This is a genomic window from Streptomyces sp. PSU-S4-23 (assembly GCF_055632315.1).
Genome location: NZ_JBVMUU010000002.1, coordinates 2,345,343 through 2,360,798, shown reverse-complemented (window position 1 = coordinate 2,360,798; position 15,456 = coordinate 2,345,343). Strand labels below are relative to the sequence as shown.

At 68.4% G+C, this 15,456-nt stretch carries 17 protein-coding genes; 11 read left to right on the top strand and 6 right to left on the bottom strand.

Features of this window, described 5'->3' with window-relative positions; genetic code table 11:
* Positions 1 to 94 precede the first annotated feature (94 nt).
* Complete coding sequence (locus ACZ79I_RS11515) at positions 95 to 271, top strand: hypothetical protein (RefSeq protein ID WP_471496659.1); 177 nt, start codon at positions 95 to 97, stop codon at positions 269 to 271.
* Between the two features lie 11 nt (positions 272 to 282).
* On the opposite strand, the gene ACZ79I_RS11510 is transcribed toward ACZ79I_RS11515, so the two are convergent.
* Positions 283 to 447 carry a hypothetical protein gene (locus ACZ79I_RS11510; protein ID WP_471496657.1) on the bottom strand — a complete coding sequence of 55 codons (165 nt, stop codon included), beginning with the start codon at positions 445 to 447 and terminating at the stop codon, positions 283 to 285.
* A 275-nt stretch (positions 448 to 722) separates the two neighbouring features.
* On the opposite strand from ACZ79I_RS11510, the gene ACZ79I_RS11505 reads away from it, so the two are divergent.
* The gene (locus ACZ79I_RS11505; RefSeq protein WP_471496656.1) at positions 723 to 2,126 is read left to right on the top strand and encodes an FAD-binding oxidoreductase; all 1,404 of its coding nucleotides are present in this window, start codon (positions 723 to 725) and stop codon (positions 2,124 to 2,126) included.
* 183 nt (positions 2,127 to 2,309) lie between these two features.
* Here ACZ79I_RS11505 and ACZ79I_RS11500 read toward each other — a convergent pair whose 3' ends face one another.
* The gene (locus ACZ79I_RS11500) at positions 2,310 to 2,993 is read right to left on the bottom strand and encodes a DUF899 family protein (RefSeq protein WP_471496654.1); all 684 of its coding nucleotides are present in this window, start codon (positions 2,991 to 2,993) and stop codon (positions 2,310 to 2,312) included.
* A 289-nt stretch (positions 2,994 to 3,282) separates the two neighbouring features.
* On the opposite strand from ACZ79I_RS11500, the gene ACZ79I_RS11495 reads away from it, so the two are divergent.
* From ACZ79I_RS11495 to ACZ79I_RS11485, 3 genes are all read left to right on the top strand, one after another.
* Positions 3,283 to 3,942, top strand: coding sequence for an HAD family hydrolase (locus ACZ79I_RS11495; protein WP_471496653.1), 660 nt, complete (start codon positions 3,283 to 3,285; stop codon positions 3,940 to 3,942).
* A gap of 308 nt (positions 3,943 to 4,250) precedes the next feature.
* Entirely contained in the window at positions 4,251 to 4,433 is a 183-nt protein-coding gene (locus tag ACZ79I_RS11490; protein WP_471496651.1) for a hypothetical protein, read from the top strand.
* Entirely contained in the window at positions 4,420 to 4,887 is a 468-nt protein-coding gene (locus ACZ79I_RS11485; protein ID WP_471496650.1) for an NUDIX hydrolase, read from the top strand. Before ACZ79I_RS11490 ends, ACZ79I_RS11485 begins: the two co-directional genes overlap by 14 nt.
* 308 nt (positions 4,888 to 5,195) lie before the next feature.
* Here ACZ79I_RS11485 and ltrA read toward each other — a convergent pair whose 3' ends face one another.
* The 3 genes from ltrA to ACZ79I_RS11470 form a co-directional block, all read right to left on the bottom strand.
* Entirely contained in the window at positions 5,196 to 6,614 is a 1,419-nt protein-coding gene (gene ltrA, locus ACZ79I_RS11480; protein WP_471496648.1) for a group II intron reverse transcriptase/maturase, read from the bottom strand.
* A gap of 530 nt (positions 6,615 to 7,144) precedes the next feature.
* Positions 7,145 to 7,612: an HD domain-containing protein gene (locus tag ACZ79I_RS11475; protein WP_471496646.1), complete on the bottom strand. Its 468-nt coding sequence runs from the start codon at positions 7,610 to 7,612 to the stop codon at positions 7,145 to 7,147.
* A 117-nt stretch (positions 7,613 to 7,729) separates the two neighbouring features.
* The gene (locus ACZ79I_RS11470; RefSeq protein ID WP_471496644.1) at positions 7,730 to 8,164 is read right to left on the bottom strand and encodes a pyridoxamine 5'-phosphate oxidase family protein; all 435 of its coding nucleotides are present in this window, start codon (positions 8,162 to 8,164) and stop codon (positions 7,730 to 7,732) included.
* A 776-nt stretch (positions 8,165 to 8,940) separates the two neighbouring features.
* Between ACZ79I_RS11470 and ACZ79I_RS11465 the strand changes: the two genes are divergently transcribed.
* The 3 genes from ACZ79I_RS11465 to ACZ79I_RS11455 are packed head-to-tail and all read left to right on the top strand — an operon-like array spanning position 8,941 to position 11,745.
* Positions 8,941 to 9,405: a hypothetical protein gene (locus tag ACZ79I_RS11465; protein WP_471504876.1), complete on the top strand. Its 465-nt coding sequence runs from the start codon at positions 8,941 to 8,943 to the stop codon at positions 9,403 to 9,405.
* Positions 9,406 to 9,408: 3 nt separating this feature from the next.
* Positions 9,409 to 10,524 (top strand): MAB_1171c family putative transporter, encoded by a 1,116-nt coding sequence (locus tag ACZ79I_RS11460; protein WP_471496642.1) that lies wholly within the window; start codon positions 9,409 to 9,411, stop codon positions 10,522 to 10,524.
* A 24-nt stretch (positions 10,525 to 10,548) separates the two neighbouring features.
* On the top strand, positions 10,549 to 11,745 hold the full coding sequence (locus ACZ79I_RS11455; RefSeq protein WP_471496641.1) for an amidohydrolase family protein: 1,197 nt from the start codon (positions 10,549 to 10,551) through the stop codon (positions 11,743 to 11,745).
* 45 nt (positions 11,746 to 11,790) lie between these two features.
* Here the strand turns inward: ACZ79I_RS11455 and ACZ79I_RS11450 are convergent, their stop codons facing one another.
* The gene (locus tag ACZ79I_RS11450) at positions 11,791 to 12,663 is read right to left on the bottom strand and encodes a helix-turn-helix transcriptional regulator (RefSeq protein WP_471496639.1); all 873 of its coding nucleotides are present in this window, start codon (positions 12,661 to 12,663) and stop codon (positions 11,791 to 11,793) included.
* 711 nt (positions 12,664 to 13,374) lie between these two features.
* On the opposite strand from ACZ79I_RS11450, the gene ACZ79I_RS11445 reads away from it, so the two are divergent.
* The 3 genes from ACZ79I_RS11445 to ACZ79I_RS11435 are packed head-to-tail and all read left to right on the top strand — an operon-like array spanning position 13,375 to position 15,451.
* On the top strand, positions 13,375 to 13,704 hold the full coding sequence (locus ACZ79I_RS11445) for a transcriptional regulator (RefSeq protein WP_471496638.1): 330 nt from the start codon (positions 13,375 to 13,377) through the stop codon (positions 13,702 to 13,704).
* Between the two features lie 2 nt (positions 13,705 to 13,706).
* Positions 13,707 to 14,750: a hypothetical protein gene (locus tag ACZ79I_RS11440; RefSeq protein WP_471496636.1), complete on the top strand. Its 1,044-nt coding sequence runs from the start codon at positions 13,707 to 13,709 to the stop codon at positions 14,748 to 14,750.
* Positions 14,750 to 15,451, top strand: coding sequence for an ATP-binding protein (locus ACZ79I_RS11435; protein ID WP_471496634.1), 702 nt, complete (start codon positions 14,750 to 14,752; stop codon positions 15,449 to 15,451). The genes ACZ79I_RS11440 and ACZ79I_RS11435 overlap by 1 nt, the downstream gene beginning before the upstream one ends.
* The last annotated feature ends 5 nt before the right edge of the window (positions 15,452 to 15,456 follow it).

Sequence of the window (15,456 nt, the reverse complement as noted above, 5' to 3'; positions counted from 1 at the left end):
CTCGATCGATATCCGACTCCGCACCGGGCGCCATCGTTGAGGCGCCGCGACCGTTGATCACGGGTCTGGGCGACGCCAGCCGAAGTGTGTAAATGTGCCGTGGTTCGACCCCAAGCTCGCCTCCGAGCAGGACATCTCCAACATCGACTGGCGACGCAATCCCAGGGACGCCTTGGAACGCGACCTGCGCCAGACCCTTACTGAGTTCGACCCCGACGGCGCCTTCGACGAAGTCGTACGAACCGAAGCCATCATCGCCACCCGCCCCTGAACCCGCGCCACTCACACTGCTACCTGGCCTACCTCACCGACCGGGTTCTGGTCGCGGCCGACGAACCCCAGTTGTACGGAACGCAGTACACCCACGACCCGGACGGCTCGAGCCTGCGCCCGCAGCCCGTTGCCGACCCCGACCGGCTCGGCGAACGCCGCGCCGCGATGGGGCATGCACGGTTACTGACCGCGCCCCGGACGACCTCAAGGGGACGACAAGATCGTGAGACAGAATGTCGTGGCCCTCGTATGAGACAGCCGAGAAAAGCGCAGGTCGCCGCACCGGAACAGGACATTCCGAATGCGGGCCTACAGGGGAACTTCGCGTTCTCAAGCGGCACCTTCTTGGGCCGGATTGGGGCGGCCTCGCCACAATGCCAGGGCGTCCGCTCCGGCATAGCGTGGAATGAGGAGCAGCTCGCACCGCGCGCCCGGGAGAGGTGAGACCCATGCCGAGCGAGCAGACAGAGGCACGCGAACAGGATCTGGCCGAACGGCTCCGGTCCTCGCTGCGCGGCGAGGTGATCGACCGCAGTCACCCTGGCTACGACGAGGCGCGGGCCGTATGGAACGGGCTGATCGACCGCAGGCCCGCAGTGATCGCCCGGTGCGCCGGGACCGCCGACGTCGTCGAGGCGGTAGCGGCCGCGCGCGAGCACCGGCCGGTCGTGAGCATCCGCGGCGGCGGGCACCAGGTCGCGGGGAGCGCCGTGTGCGACGACGGGCTGGTGATCGACCTGTCGCACATGAAAGGCGTGCACGTCGACCCCTCGGCCCGCACCGCGCGTGCCCAGGCGGGCGTGACCTGGGGAGAACTGGACCGTGAGACCCAGCTGCACGGGCTGGTCACGCCTGGCGGGGAGATCTCAGCGACCGGGATCGCAGGTCTCACGCTCGGCGGCGGCCTCGGTTTCGTGATGCGGACGTTCGGGCTGAGCTGCGACAGCATCCGCTCGCTGGAGATCGTCACCGCGGACGGCACGGTGCGCACGGCGAGCCGGGAGGAAGAGCCCGACATGTTCTGGGCCGCGCGCGGCGGGGGCCGGGGCCTGGGAGTCGTCACGTCCTTCGAGTTCGGCCTTCATCCGCTCGGTCCGGAGGTGGCCGGGGTGCTGGTTCTCCACCCGTACGAGCGCGCCGAGGAAGTGCTGCGAGCATGGCGGGACGCGACGTACACCGCGCCAGAGACGGTCACACCGGAGATCCTGCTCTGGAGCGTCCCCGCCGACCCCGCGATCCCGCAGGAACTGCACCGATCGAATTGCGTGATGGTCGGCGCCGTGTACGGCGGCCCGCCAGGTGACGGTGCCACCGCCGCGCTGGCGCCGCAGCGCGAACTGGGCCCGCCGCTCATGGACCTGAGCGGAACCGTGCCGTACGTCACGCTGCAGAGCGCGAATACCTGGCGGTTCCCGGACGGCGAACGCTACTTCATGAAGTCGCACTTCATGGAGGACCTGACGGACGAGGCCATCCGGACCCTGGTGGACTGGGACTCCCGGCGGCCGACTCCGGAGAGCCTGATCGTCATCCGCACCCTGGGCGGCGCTGTGGCGCGCGTGGGCCCCGATGACAGCGCGTTCGCGCACCGGTCCGCGCGCTACAACGTGAGCATCGACGCGGGCTGGCGGGATCCCGCGCTGGACGAGGCCGCGATCGGGTGGGCGCGCTCGGCATGGGACGCGATGAAGCCGTTCTCGAGCGGCGGGACGTACGTCAACTTCGCCGGACTCCACGAGGACGCGAGCGAGCTGCGGGGCGCGGTCTTCGGCTCGCACGAGGAGCGGCTCGAGCGCATCCGTGCCGCGTACGACCCGGAGGGCCTGTTTGCACCGGCCGCGCGCAGGCCGTGAACCGGCCGTACTGCCGGGGTGTGCGCTGGCGCCGCCCCAGCCCGTGGCGGCGTGCTGTCGCTTCTTGTGAACATCGAACACAACGTTGCTGAACAAGTGCTGTCAAAACAAAACTGGTGAACAAAGCCATCCGTAAGGTTACGTAGCGCACCAGTGCACCTCCGGTAAGTTGCCATCCGCGGGTCAGTAGTCGAGGCTCGGGTACCAGTCGCCGCGGCCCTGTGGGGTCAGGTCGAGGAGGTGCCAGACGGGGGTCAGGAGGTCGATGCCGCGCTGGTCGATGTCGTCGGCCATGCGGGGGTGGGTGGAGTAGAAATGGCGGACTGTGCTGTCGTCGTCGCGGGTGAAGACGGAGATGGTGGAGTCCTGTTCGCCGTCCTCGTCCTCGCTGCCCAGGTCGTACTTGAACGTGCTGTCGCCGCAGCTCAGGAGCCGTAGCCGGCGCCAGCCGCGGGTGCGGGCGTGCTGCCGCAGGGCGGGCGGGCCGGCGGCTGCGGCGACGGCGAAGTCGGCGTTGCGGGCGATGTGGTGGGCGATGCCGTTGAAGCCGTCGATCCATAGGGTGCACATCGGACAGGGGTCGGTCTGGAGCTTGCCGTACATGAGGTGGTAGACGATAAGCGGGCGGTCCGGGGCGGTGAACAGCCCGCTCAGGGTGACCTCGCGGACCGGTGTGTCGCCGGCGTCGAGGTCGGCGGGGCCCTGGAGGAAGACGTAGTCGTCGACGGGCGGCCCCTGCGGGAGGGCCCGTCGCCGGGCCGCGACCTTCTCGCGGTGGCGCATGAGCTCGATCTCGGCCAGGCGCAGCTCTTCGCGGGCGGCGAGGTAGTCCGCTGATTCCCCGGCCATTCTGGTGTGCCACACCATCGCGTCCTCCTGGAGTGGCCATCCCCCGGTCCTCGGTCCGGATCCCGAGTTCCCCGTCCACGTGTCCCCGAACCGGTGTCTTGAGTATGGCGGCTCCAAGGTTTGCCGACAGTTGAGCTGAGGTCCGGCTGGTGTGCTGATCCGCGAGTGGAGCGAGGAGGCCGGTCGCCCGTACGGAGGGAGGCCGGGGATGCGGCCACTGGGTGTCCGGGGCGGACGTCGCGACGGCGTCGGACGGCGGCGGGAATGAGCGGTACGAGCAGCGCACGTACCGTCTAGCCTGCGGAGCATGATTCGTGCGGTGGTGTTCGACGTGGGTGAGTGCCTTGTTGACGAAACCCGGGAGTACGGGACGTGGGCGGACTGGCTGGGGGTTCCACGGCACACCTTTGCGGCGATGTTCGGGGCCGTCATCGCTCAGGGGCGCGACTACCGGGAGACGTTCCAGCAGTTTCGGCCCGGGTTCGACCTGACCGAGGAGCGGGAGAAACGCGCGGCTGCAGGACAGCCGGAATGGTTCGGCGAGGACGACCTGTACCCGGACGTGCGGCCCACGCTGGCTGCTCTGCGCGAGTTGGGGCTGTGGGTGGGCATTGCCGGAAATCAGACCGTGCGGGCCGGCGGCCTGCTGCGAGGTCTGGACCTCCCTTCCGACATGATCGCCACCAGTGACGACTGGGGGGTGTCGAAGCCGGATGTGACGTTCTTCGAGAGTGTCATCGAGGCGACGCCTGCCGAGCCGGGCGAGATTCTGTACGTCGGTGACCGGCTCGACAACGACATCCGCCCGGCCGTGCAGGCGGGGCTTCTGACCGCTCTGATCCGGCGTGGCCCCTGGGGCATGATCCAGCAGCGTGACCCGGACGCGGATGCGATCACGACGATGCGCATCGACTCGCTTGCGGAGCTGCCGGAGAAGATCGCCAAGTTCAACGCTGAAGGGCGCTGACCGTCGTGGTCCAGTCGTAGAGGCGATCACCGAGGGTACGGATGCGAGGGGGCGAGCGTGCGCCGGACCTCGCGGATACGGCCGACGCCCATGGCGTATCAGGTGATCGCCGGCTGGTCGAGAGCTGGATGGTGTACCTGCATACCTCCTTCGGCCTTCCGTCGGCGGCTTCGACCGCGGCGAGATCGCCGAGGACGACGGTGCGCTGTTCATCTGGCTCGGGTGGCAGGCCGTCGAGCGCCTCGTGGAGTGTCTGGCGCGTTTGCGGCAAGTGGCCGCCGGTGCAGCTCGAAGCGCTACGGTCGGAAATGGTCGAGGTCTACCCGAACCTGGCCAGCGTGCCCAGGGACCTCTGGATCTTGCTGCTGCTGGGAGCCGTGAAGCACGTCGACGTTCTCGCCTTCTCCGGGACCTTCTTCGCCCAGACCAACACACCGCGCGTCCTTTGGGCGCCCGACTGTCAGGAGTACCACCAGCGTGGGCAGGACTGAGTACTACAACGACTCGAAGGCACCCAAGGCCAACACCCTGATCCCGGCCAGCAACCTCCTCGTCGTCAACGACGACGGCGCGATCCTCCTCCAGCGGCGTCGCGACACCGGGCAGTGGGCCCTGCCGGGTGGCGCCCAGGACATCGGGGAGAGCCCCGCGCAGTGCGCCGTGCGCGAATGTGAGGAAGAGACCGGCATCGTCGCCGAAGTCACGGGGTTCCTCGGCGTCTACTCGAACCCGGCACACATCATCGAGTACACCGATGGAGAGATCCGGCAGCAGTACGAAGCCGCCTACATCGGCCGCCCGGTGGGTGGAGCTCCGACGGTGAACGACGAGGCCGACGGCGTGCGCTGGGTGCTGCCGGAGGAACTCGACGGCCTCGACATCCACGCCAGCATGCGGGAGCAGATCGGCCACTACCTCTCCGGCAACTACCCCTATCTGGGCTGAGTGGGGCCTACAGCGCCAGCCCGGCCTCGTGAGCTCGTGCTCGCACCCGCGCCACGCTCTCGTGGATGGCGGGTGCAGCCCGGCGGATGAACCGTCCGACCACGCTGTCTGTGCCGTAGCGACCGAGGATCTCGTCCACCCGCGCGTGCGACGTCGTCGGCAGTCCGTCGGGTGTGGTGTAGGGGTCGGACCGGGGCGCGGTACTGGTGTTCCCACCAGCCCGTTTCCCCGGCCCGCCCTCCGAACCGGACGTGCCCGTTGGCCGGGCATCCGGCTCTCCACAAGCCCCGTTGGACGGGACGTTTTCGTCACGCACCGGTCGGCCAGGGTGTGGGGATCTTGGTGCCCCGGTAGTAGTAGCGTCGCGTGCCTACTCCTCCCGGGTTGAACAAGACCACCTCCCCGTCGGCGGGCCACCACCCGTCGCTGGTGAAGCGGCGGCGGAGTTCCTTCCAGGTCGTCTTCGGGTGCTTGCGGCGCAACCATCCGAAGACCCGCTGCCACAGGTAAGCCCTCACATACTGGAAGGTCCTGCTGGAACAGCCGTAGCGGAAGTAGGCGGTCCAGCCCCGCAGCATCGAAGTGAGCTGATGCAGCAGGACCGCGAGCGGCAGGTTCTTGTCCTGCCAGCACAGCGCCTTGATCTTGGCCATGACGGCGACCAGCGCCTTCTTGGCCGGGTAGACATAGACATAGTGCTTGTCGGTGCCCCGCTTGCGGTGACGCTGGATGCGCCACCCGAGGAAGTCGAGGCCCTTGTCGATGTGGGTGATCAGCGTCTTCTCCGGCGACAGGCGCAGGCCCATCGTGGACAAGACCTCCGCCGCTTCCGCGCACAGGCCCTCGGCGTGCTCCCGTGTCCCCGAAACCGCCAGGACCCAGTCGTCCGCATAGCGGACAAGTCGGCAGTTCGGCAGACCGTGGTAGCGCCGCCTGGCCAGCCCGTTGCCGTTAAGCCGATACGCGGCGAAGTGCTCGTCGAGTACCGACAGCGCGACGTTGGCGATCACGGGGGAGAGAATCCCACCCTGCGGGGTTCCGGCCCGGGTCTCCGCGAGCGTGCCGTCCTCGGTGAGGATGCCCGCCTTGAGGAACGCCTTCACCAGGGCCAGGACGCGCTTGTCTCCGACGCGTTCCCGGATTCGGCCCATGAGGGCGGAATGCGAGATTTCGTCGAAACAGGCTTTGATGTCCCCCTCCACGATCCACTCATAAGAGCGGGACACGAAGAAATGCACCTCGGCCACGGCGTCGTGGGCCCGGCGCTTGGGGCGGAACCCGTAGGAACACGGGAGGAAATCCGCCTCGAACACAGGCTCCAAGACCAGTTTGAGAGCACCTTGGACCACCCGGTCGCGCAGGGCGGGAATCCCTAACCGGCGACGCTTCGTCGTTCCCGGCTTGGGGATCATCCGCTCCCGCACAGGGATCGGGCGGAAACTGCGGTCCTTCAACTCGTCCCGCAGCTGGCCGAGGAAGACCTCGACCCCTTTCACGGACTCGACGTAGTAGGCGGTCTCGCCGTCCACCCCGGCCGTGCGCGCTCCCTTGTTGCCCCGCACACGAGCCCAGGCCACCAGCAGGAAGCCCGGATCGCAGACAAGGTTGTGCAGATCATCGAACCGGCGATCAGAATCGTCGGTCGCCCAACGGTGCAGTTTGGTCTGGATCTCCTGTACCCGGCGCTCAGCCCTGATCAGGGAAAGCTCCAGCTCATCGGTATTCACCAACGTCCTCCAGGCATTCCAGCAACCTCTCCGCTGACTTGCTGGCCCCCTTGGCCATGCACGGAGCTTTCCTCCGCTCGGACTACTACGGGGCCTCCGCCCCACCCGCGACCGTCAGCCGACGACGGGCCTGCCCCCGGTCCGGACTGGAAGCCCGGACCGGTAGGGCGATCACGGATGGTTCCCACGTTCACTGAGTGCCGATCGACGAGTGAGATGCCCAGCTACTGTCCCGGCAGCATCGCCACGCCTACGCCGCAGGCTTTCAACGTGGCCTCCCCACCGACATAACCCTCCGGCTTCGGAGTTGACCGCCCAACCTACTCGGCAGTCACGCACTGCACACCGGCCCGGATCCGCCAGGTTGGAGCCGGCACTGCGCTTACGGGATGTCGACACTGGTTCCTCTCGTACACCTTCTCGTCTCGCTAGCCGGACCCGCACCGTCTGGCAGTACCGATGCGTCCCGTCGTTGTCAGGGCTGCTTCCCGCCCTCCCCGGCGTCTCCCGGATCAGACTGCCCTCGGCTTCTACCCCGCTGCTGCGACAGCCGGGCGGCGGGGTCCTCTCATCCCCGCTCGGTCACTCAGCGCCTCGTGGCGCACGGTCATGTCGCAGTACACCAGGGCATCCACCAGGAGTTCGTCATCCGGCCGCGGAAACTCTGCCGCCAGGGTCTCCCGCAGCCCGCGCTCCTCGGCTTCGAGCGGGGCGAAGGAGTGGTTGGCCACCAGCTGAACGACCCGCTCGTCCACCCCGGGCAGCGTTCGCAGGTGGCGAGCCCCGTCCAGAAGGTGGAAGCCCGTCAGCGCCACGGCCGGCGCGTACCCGATGTCGTGCAGCACCGCGGCTGCTCCGAGCGTCTCGGCATCCACTCCGAGGACCGGAGCCAGCGACTCGGCGCGGGCCGCCACACCGCGGCTGTGGGCCCACCGGCGGGGCAGGGGCTCAGCGAGCAGGGACTCCGCAAGTTCGTACGCCCAACCGACCGCAGCCATGGCAGCGAGCGTACCTTTCGTTCCGGCGGCGGACCACGGCGAGAAGTGCCTGCGATCGGTCCTTGGCTCGCGCTGATGTTGTAGACGCGCTGTCACCACCGTGGACAGGACACCTGGTCAGCGACGTCCGGGCCTTGGCTTGGGCACATCCACGTAGCCCATGGCTCGCTCGACCGTGATCTCGATGACCACGCGCTCAGGGTCCGGAGCCGGCATCCGACCGTATCGGCTGCCGTAGCGCGCCACGGCGTCGCTGACGACATCCGGGTGCGTGCGGACTTCCGCTGTGCCCTCCAGCGTGGCCCAGCGCCCTCCGTCGACCTGGCAGACGGCTACTCGGGCCTGACCGGGTTGCACGGCAAGGATGTTGGCGACTTTCTTGCTGGATTTGCGGGTGATAACCCGAGCGATGTTGGCGTCGGCGTCAACGGTGACCCCGACAGGCACAACGTGCGGACTACCGTCAGGGCGAACCGTCGTCAGGGTGCACAAGTGGTGCTCCCGCCAGAACTCCACGTAGTCATCGCCTCGGTTGCGTATTTCGCTTGACATGGCTGGAAAGCGTAATAGCGAGTGATGCCCGAACTGCCCCGAAGTGACGACGACCACACCCCCTTTTGTGTGCGACGGTCAGGGTTGATTTACGCCGACTACTAGCTAAATCTTCCAGTTGTCCATTGACGTGGAGGTCTCGGATTGACAACTTCTGTGCGCGCCGGAGGGCGCAACTGGGGCGTGCGTGTCGGACCTTGAAGGGCCAGTTCAGCGGCATGATCCGCTTTCGGTGCGGCTAATTTGGGATGATTTGACACGTCGACGACGAGGGCTTGTGGCGCGGTTTCGGTGTCGATTTCAGGCCATTCCTGTCTTCGGGCTCACGTAATCTCCAAAGTGTTCACGAAGACTCCGCCGGACCAACCCTCGCCGGCGGGTACCGATTTGCGTACGCGATCATGACGTATGGGTGAGGTGTGGACACATGCGTGTGCGGCCCACTTGCCGCTGCTCAACGGCTGCGGCGTTGTCCTTCGATACAGCTGATCGTTTTCGTCCTCGCTGCCCAGCACGGGAACTGAACGCCGATGACTCGGGCGTGGCTGTCGCCCGGCTCCGGTGAGAGCCGCCAGCGGCCGGTACGAAGGGGATTTCTGATGTGGTCGGGAAGACGTGCCGGCGGCGCGGCGGAATCCGGGGAGCCTGGGCGGGGCAAGGCGAGCCGTCGGTGGCTGGGACGGTGGCGCACCGCTGAGAAGCGGACGGTCGAGAGGGACCTGCATCGCCGGCTACGGCGAGAACTTCAGGACCTCGGCATAAAGCCGCCGTTGGATGTGGAGGAGCTGTGCCGGGCGCTGGGCGAGCGGCGCGGGCGCCCGATCGTTCTTCGGGCGTTCCCCCTGGAGAAGCCGGGACCGTCAGGGCTGTGGGTCGACACGCCCCAGATGGACGTGATCCTCTACCAGCAGGAGACCACGCGCCTGCACCAAGAGCACATCATCCTGCACGAAGTGGGCCACATCCTCCTCTCCGAGGATGAGGGGGCCGACGAGCAGCAGGAGCATCCGGACGACTACGTCGAGGGCTGGGCGACCCTGATTCCGGTGCTCGATCCCGATCTGGTCCGCCGGGTGGCCCGGCGATGCTCGTACGACGACGGCGAGGAATGTGAGGTCGAGCTCGCGGCCACGATCATCCTGGAGTGGTCCTCGGTGCTCGACCGTGCCGCCCCGTTGTCGGAGGATCCTTCGCTGCGCCGCATTCAGTCGGCCCTCGACGACCGGCGAGGGTGGCTCTGACCCGTGACCGAGCTGCTCCTCCTGGGTATCGCGGCTGCCGTGATCTGGAAGCTGTACCAGTGGTCGCGCGCCCCGCACGACGCCCCGCTCCGCTCCGTCACCCTGAGTCTGCTGAGCGCTGCACTCTCCTACCCCGTGGCCATGCCCGGCGGCGCCTCGGGGGTCGACACCGTGGCCGGGCACGGCACGGCGAAGCTGATTCAGAACGTGCTGCTCCTGCTGACGGTGTACTTCCTGATGTGCTTCTACCTGTACTCGGCCGACGAAGAGGCCGGGCGGCTCCGGGCCCGGCGGGAAGCCGTCATCGTTGTGCTCGTAGCGGTGTCGATCACCATTGCCGCCGAGTCCGTTTCGAACGAGGTCTTCGCGGGCTCCTTCAGCACAGCGGACATGACGATCCCGCAGATCGCCTTCTTCTACGGCGGCGCCGGGCTGTACCTCATGTACGCCCTGGGCGTCGCCGGGCAGTGGACTCGCCGGTATGCCCGCATGTCGCGGCGCCCCCACGCCACGGGCCTGTGGATGGCCGCTGTCGGCCTCACCGCAATGGCCGCGGCCAGCGCCGTCCGCGCGGTCATCGTCGCTATCCGGTGGAGCGGCGGAGCCGTACCGCAACCGTTCATGACCGCCGTGGCGTTCCTGCTGGTGGTGTCCATACTGCTCTTCGTGGCGGGCGTCACCTACCCGGGGGCCCGTACCCGGATCGCGTCCCTGAAGCTCTGGATCCGCCACCGGCGTGACCACCGGCGGCTCACCCCGCTGTGGCAGCTGCTCGCCGAGGCGTACCCCGAGAACGTGCTGCGGCCTGCTTCATCGGCACTTCGGGACCGGTTGCGGGCGCGCGGCGTGCATCGGCGCTACCACCGGCGGATAGTGGAGTGTCGTGACGGGCTGGTCGATATCAGCCCCTACCTGGGCTACACGGCGGAGGACACGGAAGTCCTCGACCTCGAACCCGCTGAGCTGGCCGAGCGCCTCCGCCAGGCCGTGAACAGGATGGGCAAGGGTGCGCTTGCGCCACGCCAGGCGGTCCCGCTGGCCGTTCCTCGGGAGGACGACCGGGACGCGGATGTCCGTCAGCTGATCGCGGTGTCGGACGCGCTGCGGCTGTCCGAGTAACCACCGAAGGAACAAGGAGACGCGATGCTGATTACCGCTGGCCGAGTCCTGGTCGGCTCCGGGACGTACCTGAACGATGGCGCGGTCCTCATCGAGGGCGACTCGATCACCGCAGTGGGACCGCGTGCGGAGATCACGGAGCAGGCCCCTTCGGACGTGATGCACCTCGAGTTCCCCGGAGCCACGGTCCTGCCCGGCCTCATCGACGCCCACGTCCACCTGGCGTTCGATGGCAGCGCGGATCCCGTGGCCGCTCTTCGCGACTCGGACGACGAAACCCTGCTGCAGGACGTCCGGCGCCGCGCGGAGCAGCTCCTGAACAGCGGCGTGACGACAGCACGCGACCTAGGAGACCGCAACGGCGTCGTGCTGCGACTGGCTGAGGAGATCGCCAGCGGCAGCACACCCGGCCCTCGGATCGTGTCCGCAGGCACGCCGGCGACGTCAATCGGCGGCCACTGCCACTTCCTCGGCGGCGAGGTCTCCGGCGTGGCCCAGGCCCGCGACCTCGTGCGGCGCAACATCACGGCGGGTGCTGGCGTGATCAAGGCGATGGTGAGCGGGGGCGGCCTGACCAAGGACGGGCCCAAGAGCTGGCAGAGCCAGTTCACCCACGAGGAACTCGCCGCCCTCGTAGACGAGGCCCACCAGGCCGGAGTGCCAGTGGCTGTCCACGCTCACGGTACGGACGGCATCAGCGCGGCCGTCGAAGCGGGTGTGGACACGATCGAGCACTGCACGTGGATGACCAGCGACGGATTCGACCTCAGGCAGGACGTCCTGAAGCGGATCATCGACCAGGGCATCGCCGTCTGCCCGGCCGTGAGCCCCCACTGGCAGATGCTGCCCCGCTTCTTCGGCGAGGAGCGCGCCGCGGCCATGTTCGATCTCGTACGGCAGATGGCGGAGGCCGGCGCCAAGCTCATCGCCGGTACCGACGCCGGAGTCCAGCGCGCCGGGTTCGACGGGCTGGCCTCGGCCCTGTCGTTCTACGCGTACCTGGGCCTGCCGAACAGCAAGATCCTCGACATGGCGACCACGGACGCGGCCGATGCGCTGGGGCTGGGTAAGACGACGGGCCGGATCGCTCCCGGCTTCCGGGCCGACCTGCTGGTGATCGACGGAGATCCTCTCGAAGACCTCGACGCGCTCAAGGCGGTCCGGGCCGTGGTGACCGCGGGCCGGCGCTATGAGCCGCGCAAGACGACTGCGCAGGAGTAGTCGCCGACGGCCCTGTCCGGGGCTCTGCAGAACTCCGGACAGGGGTTACTCGTTCGCCTCCGGCTCTCTCTGTTCCAGCTCCGTGACCAGGCCGTTGACGAACTCCATGACGTTCGCCGGTAGACCTTCAGCCCCCAGTCCGCGGCCCCTGACCCGGCCTACGGCTCCCTTCCTCGACGCCGACAGGAGCCGGAGCCCCTCATAGACCTGAAGGGCGACGGCATCATCCGGCTCGAAGTACATCCGTGACACGCCGACGACCGCAGCCAGTCCGTCAAGGACGACCGGCGCCGCGGTTTCCGCAGCGCCGGTCCGCAGATCCCGAACGCCTTCCTCGGTGATGACCTCCGAACCGGCATGGGCATTGATCGCGGCGGCGATCTCCTCGTCCGAGGGCGGCCCCTGCTCTCCGGGGTATGAGCGCTCAAGAATCAGCGTGATCTTTTCGGCCAGCGTGCCGGGCGGCCGCACAGAAGTTGGGGCAGCCTCCGCCGCTTCAGGTTCTCCGGCCTCCGTCTCCTGCGCTTGCGCCTTGGCGATCGAGCGATCTTCCGCTCGCCGCAGCTCTTCCTCACTCACGCGATAAGCCGTCGCCAGGGCCGGCAGGTACTTGTCCTTGAGCCGCCGCTCCCCGCGTTCGGCCCCCGCTACCGGTCCGGCGCTCTTCGTTCCGATCAGCGCTGCTGTCTCGTACTGGTAGTAGCCGGCATCGCACCGCAGGTCCGTCAGATCGGGCAGCCCGGTACGCGGAAAGAGGTCGTCCAGCTTCCGGTTGAGGACGTGGGCCAGAGCGGGCAGCTTCTCCGCATCGGGAACCGCATCCCCGGATTCCCAGCCGGCGACCGTCGAGTCGGCCACGCCGAGGGCCGCAGCCACCTCGGCCTGCGAGATCTCGGCCGCTCGCCGCACCGTGCGCACACGGCGTCGGTCGAAGTGACGAGAAGGCATCATCTCACCCCCGTTTTTCGCTGAATCGAAAGAACATCGGCGCGTTGACTTTTTCGGTGAGTCGGAATAGCTTCAGCCTAGCGAAAGACGGGGAGCCTAGCACGCTCACTCGATCTTCGCCTTCGGCCTCTCCGACGCCTCCGGGGGCCGGAGGGAGGGGGAGGGGAGCCTGCACTGTCCCAGGTACGGAGCGATTCCAAGGCAACTGGCACCCGACAATTCACACCTCGGCGCGGCGCCGGCGGAGTGGCCAACCCGAGAGGAATGTCGCATGTCTCCTGCTGCGGACAGCGGTCCGGCCACCGTCCCGTACGCGTACACATGCGGCCTGCAGCACTCACCCTCCAGCGCCTGGGCGTCCGCCCAGGCCGGGCAGCGGTACTCGCCGCGAGTCGTGGAGGGTTCTCTGGACAGGTCTGGATCTTGGCACGACCTGCGCATATGTTCGTCGTCGCTCGCCGGGCAACCCGCCCGGAGGGATGTCAGCAAGGAGTCGCGTATACGGGACGGGCAGACCGACCGGGCCGGATAAGTCAGGAAAACTGCGGCGCCCAGGAGCGGGAACTCCCAGGCGCCGACAGGCCGCCCCCCAAAGGGGTGCGGATTCACTACCAAGCGGCTCAGCTGGACCTTTTCCACGAGAGACAGCCGGGCCGCTCACTACCAGCGAAGGATACTCGCATGCCCGAGCACCGGAGCGGAAGCCGAAGCGTCACGGAGCCTGACGCCCGGCACCGTCGCCTGGCTGACCTGCTGGCGGACATGATCCCCGGGGCCGCCACATTCCGTGTGACCCTCCACGACCCCACCCAGGCGTGGCCGCACCCCCACGCCCGCGCCTATGACACGGCGGGGGAGCCGATCGCACTGAACCGCATCCAGGCGGTTACCGCCGCCCGCTGGATCATCCGGACGCACCCAGAAGCCCCCTGGGGCGACGTGTACGTCTTCGACCTCGCCACCGCCCGCCTTCGCCGCGCCGCCGTGGTCGCGGCAGGACGGGGACGCTGAGCATGGCGAGGATCCGCACCATCAAGCCGGAGGCGTTCATCTCCGAGTCGCTCGCCGAGGTGAGCGTGAACGCCGAGCGGACGTTCTTCGGCCTGCTGACCCAGGCCGACGACCAAGGGCGCTTCCGCGACAACGCGGCGATCATCAACGGCCTGCTGTGGCCCCTGCGCGCCGAGCACACCGCCGTCCACGCCGAGGACGACCTCCAACAACTCGCCGACGCCGGGCTGATCTGCCGGTACACCGGCTGCGACGGCCGCCGCTATCTGCACGTGTCCGCCTGGGGGCAGCACCAGAAGATCGACAAGCCCTCCCAGTCCCGGCTGCCCACTTGCCTGGCGCACCACGCCACCGACCGGTGTGGCGTCTGCAAGGGCGCCTGTACCGGTGTCCCGGCCGAGGCCAGCGAGGTTCCGCCGAGCCCTGCCCGCGCTCTCCCCGAAGCCTCGCCGAATGCTCCCCGAACCCTCGATCTGCCCGCTCCCGCCCCCGTACCGCCCGCTCCAGAGCGGCCCGACCACCAGGCCGAGGGCTGCGACAGCCAGCGGCACACCCTGGGCCGGGCGGTCGGCGACCCCGCGCACGATGACCGTGAGGCGGCAGGTCAGGCGGCATTCGCCGGCGCTTCCCCGAACCTTCCCCGAACCCTTGGGGAGACCTCGGCGCCTGGATCTAGGATCTTGGATCCTGGATCTCCTCATCCTTCGGGGCGCACAGCGCCCGCACCATCGCCATCGGCGCGAGATCTGATCGGCGAGTACGCCGCCGCATGTGCCGAGCGCCCGCCCAGCGATGTGCTCGGTCACCTCGGGCGGAAGGTCCGGCAACTGCTCGACGAGGGCATCGACCCGCAGCACGTCCGGGCGGGGCTGGAGCGCTTCCGGGCCAAGCCGATGCACCCTTCGGTGCTGCCGAGCCTGGTGAACGAGGCGATGAACGCCGGGGGCGGTCGCTTGGTGCGGCCGGAAGACCGGCCTACCGTTCCCGGTCACACGGCGTGGACCAACCCGGTCGATGCTGCCGCCGCCTACGCCGAGGAGCTGTGATGCGCGACCGCAACCGCGAACCTCAGCGGCTCGGCGGTGAGGGCACCATGACCCGCATCGCCCGGATCCTGGCGGCCCGAGGCGTCGACCCTGCCAGCGTCCAGGTGCACGACACCCCCGAGCCGATCGCCGCGCTGGAGGCGGCCGAGGCCCGGATTCCGCTGCGCTTCCGCAGCGCGATCGGCGACCACCCGCAGATCGAAGCGTGGGTTCGCAACGTCGCCTCGGAGGCGGTCGCTCCCAGCAAGGGCGCCCGCTGCCAGGTGCGCACCGGCCCGTCGCTCCTGCTCGTCGGTACCACCGGCACGGGCAAGACGCACCTGGCCTACGGCGCCGTCCGCAGCCTCGTGGGTGCCGAGATCGGGGTGCGGTGGCACGCCACCACCGCCGCCGACATGTACGCGAGCCTGCGCCCCCGGGCAGGCGTCGACACGGAGCGGGAACTGCTCGCGCTGTCCCGCTGCCCGCTGCTGCTCCTGGACGACCTCGGCGCGTCCAAGACCTCGGAGTGGACCGAGGAGATCACGTACCGGCTGGTGAACCACCGCTACAACCAGATGTTGCCGACGCTGATCACCACCAACCTGGCCATCCGTGACCTGCGCCAAGCCGTCGGCGACCGGGTCGCCTCCCGGCTGGCGGAGATGACCGAGCGCATCGTGCTGACCGGCGCCGACCGCAGACGAGGCCCCGCTGCCTGACCGCT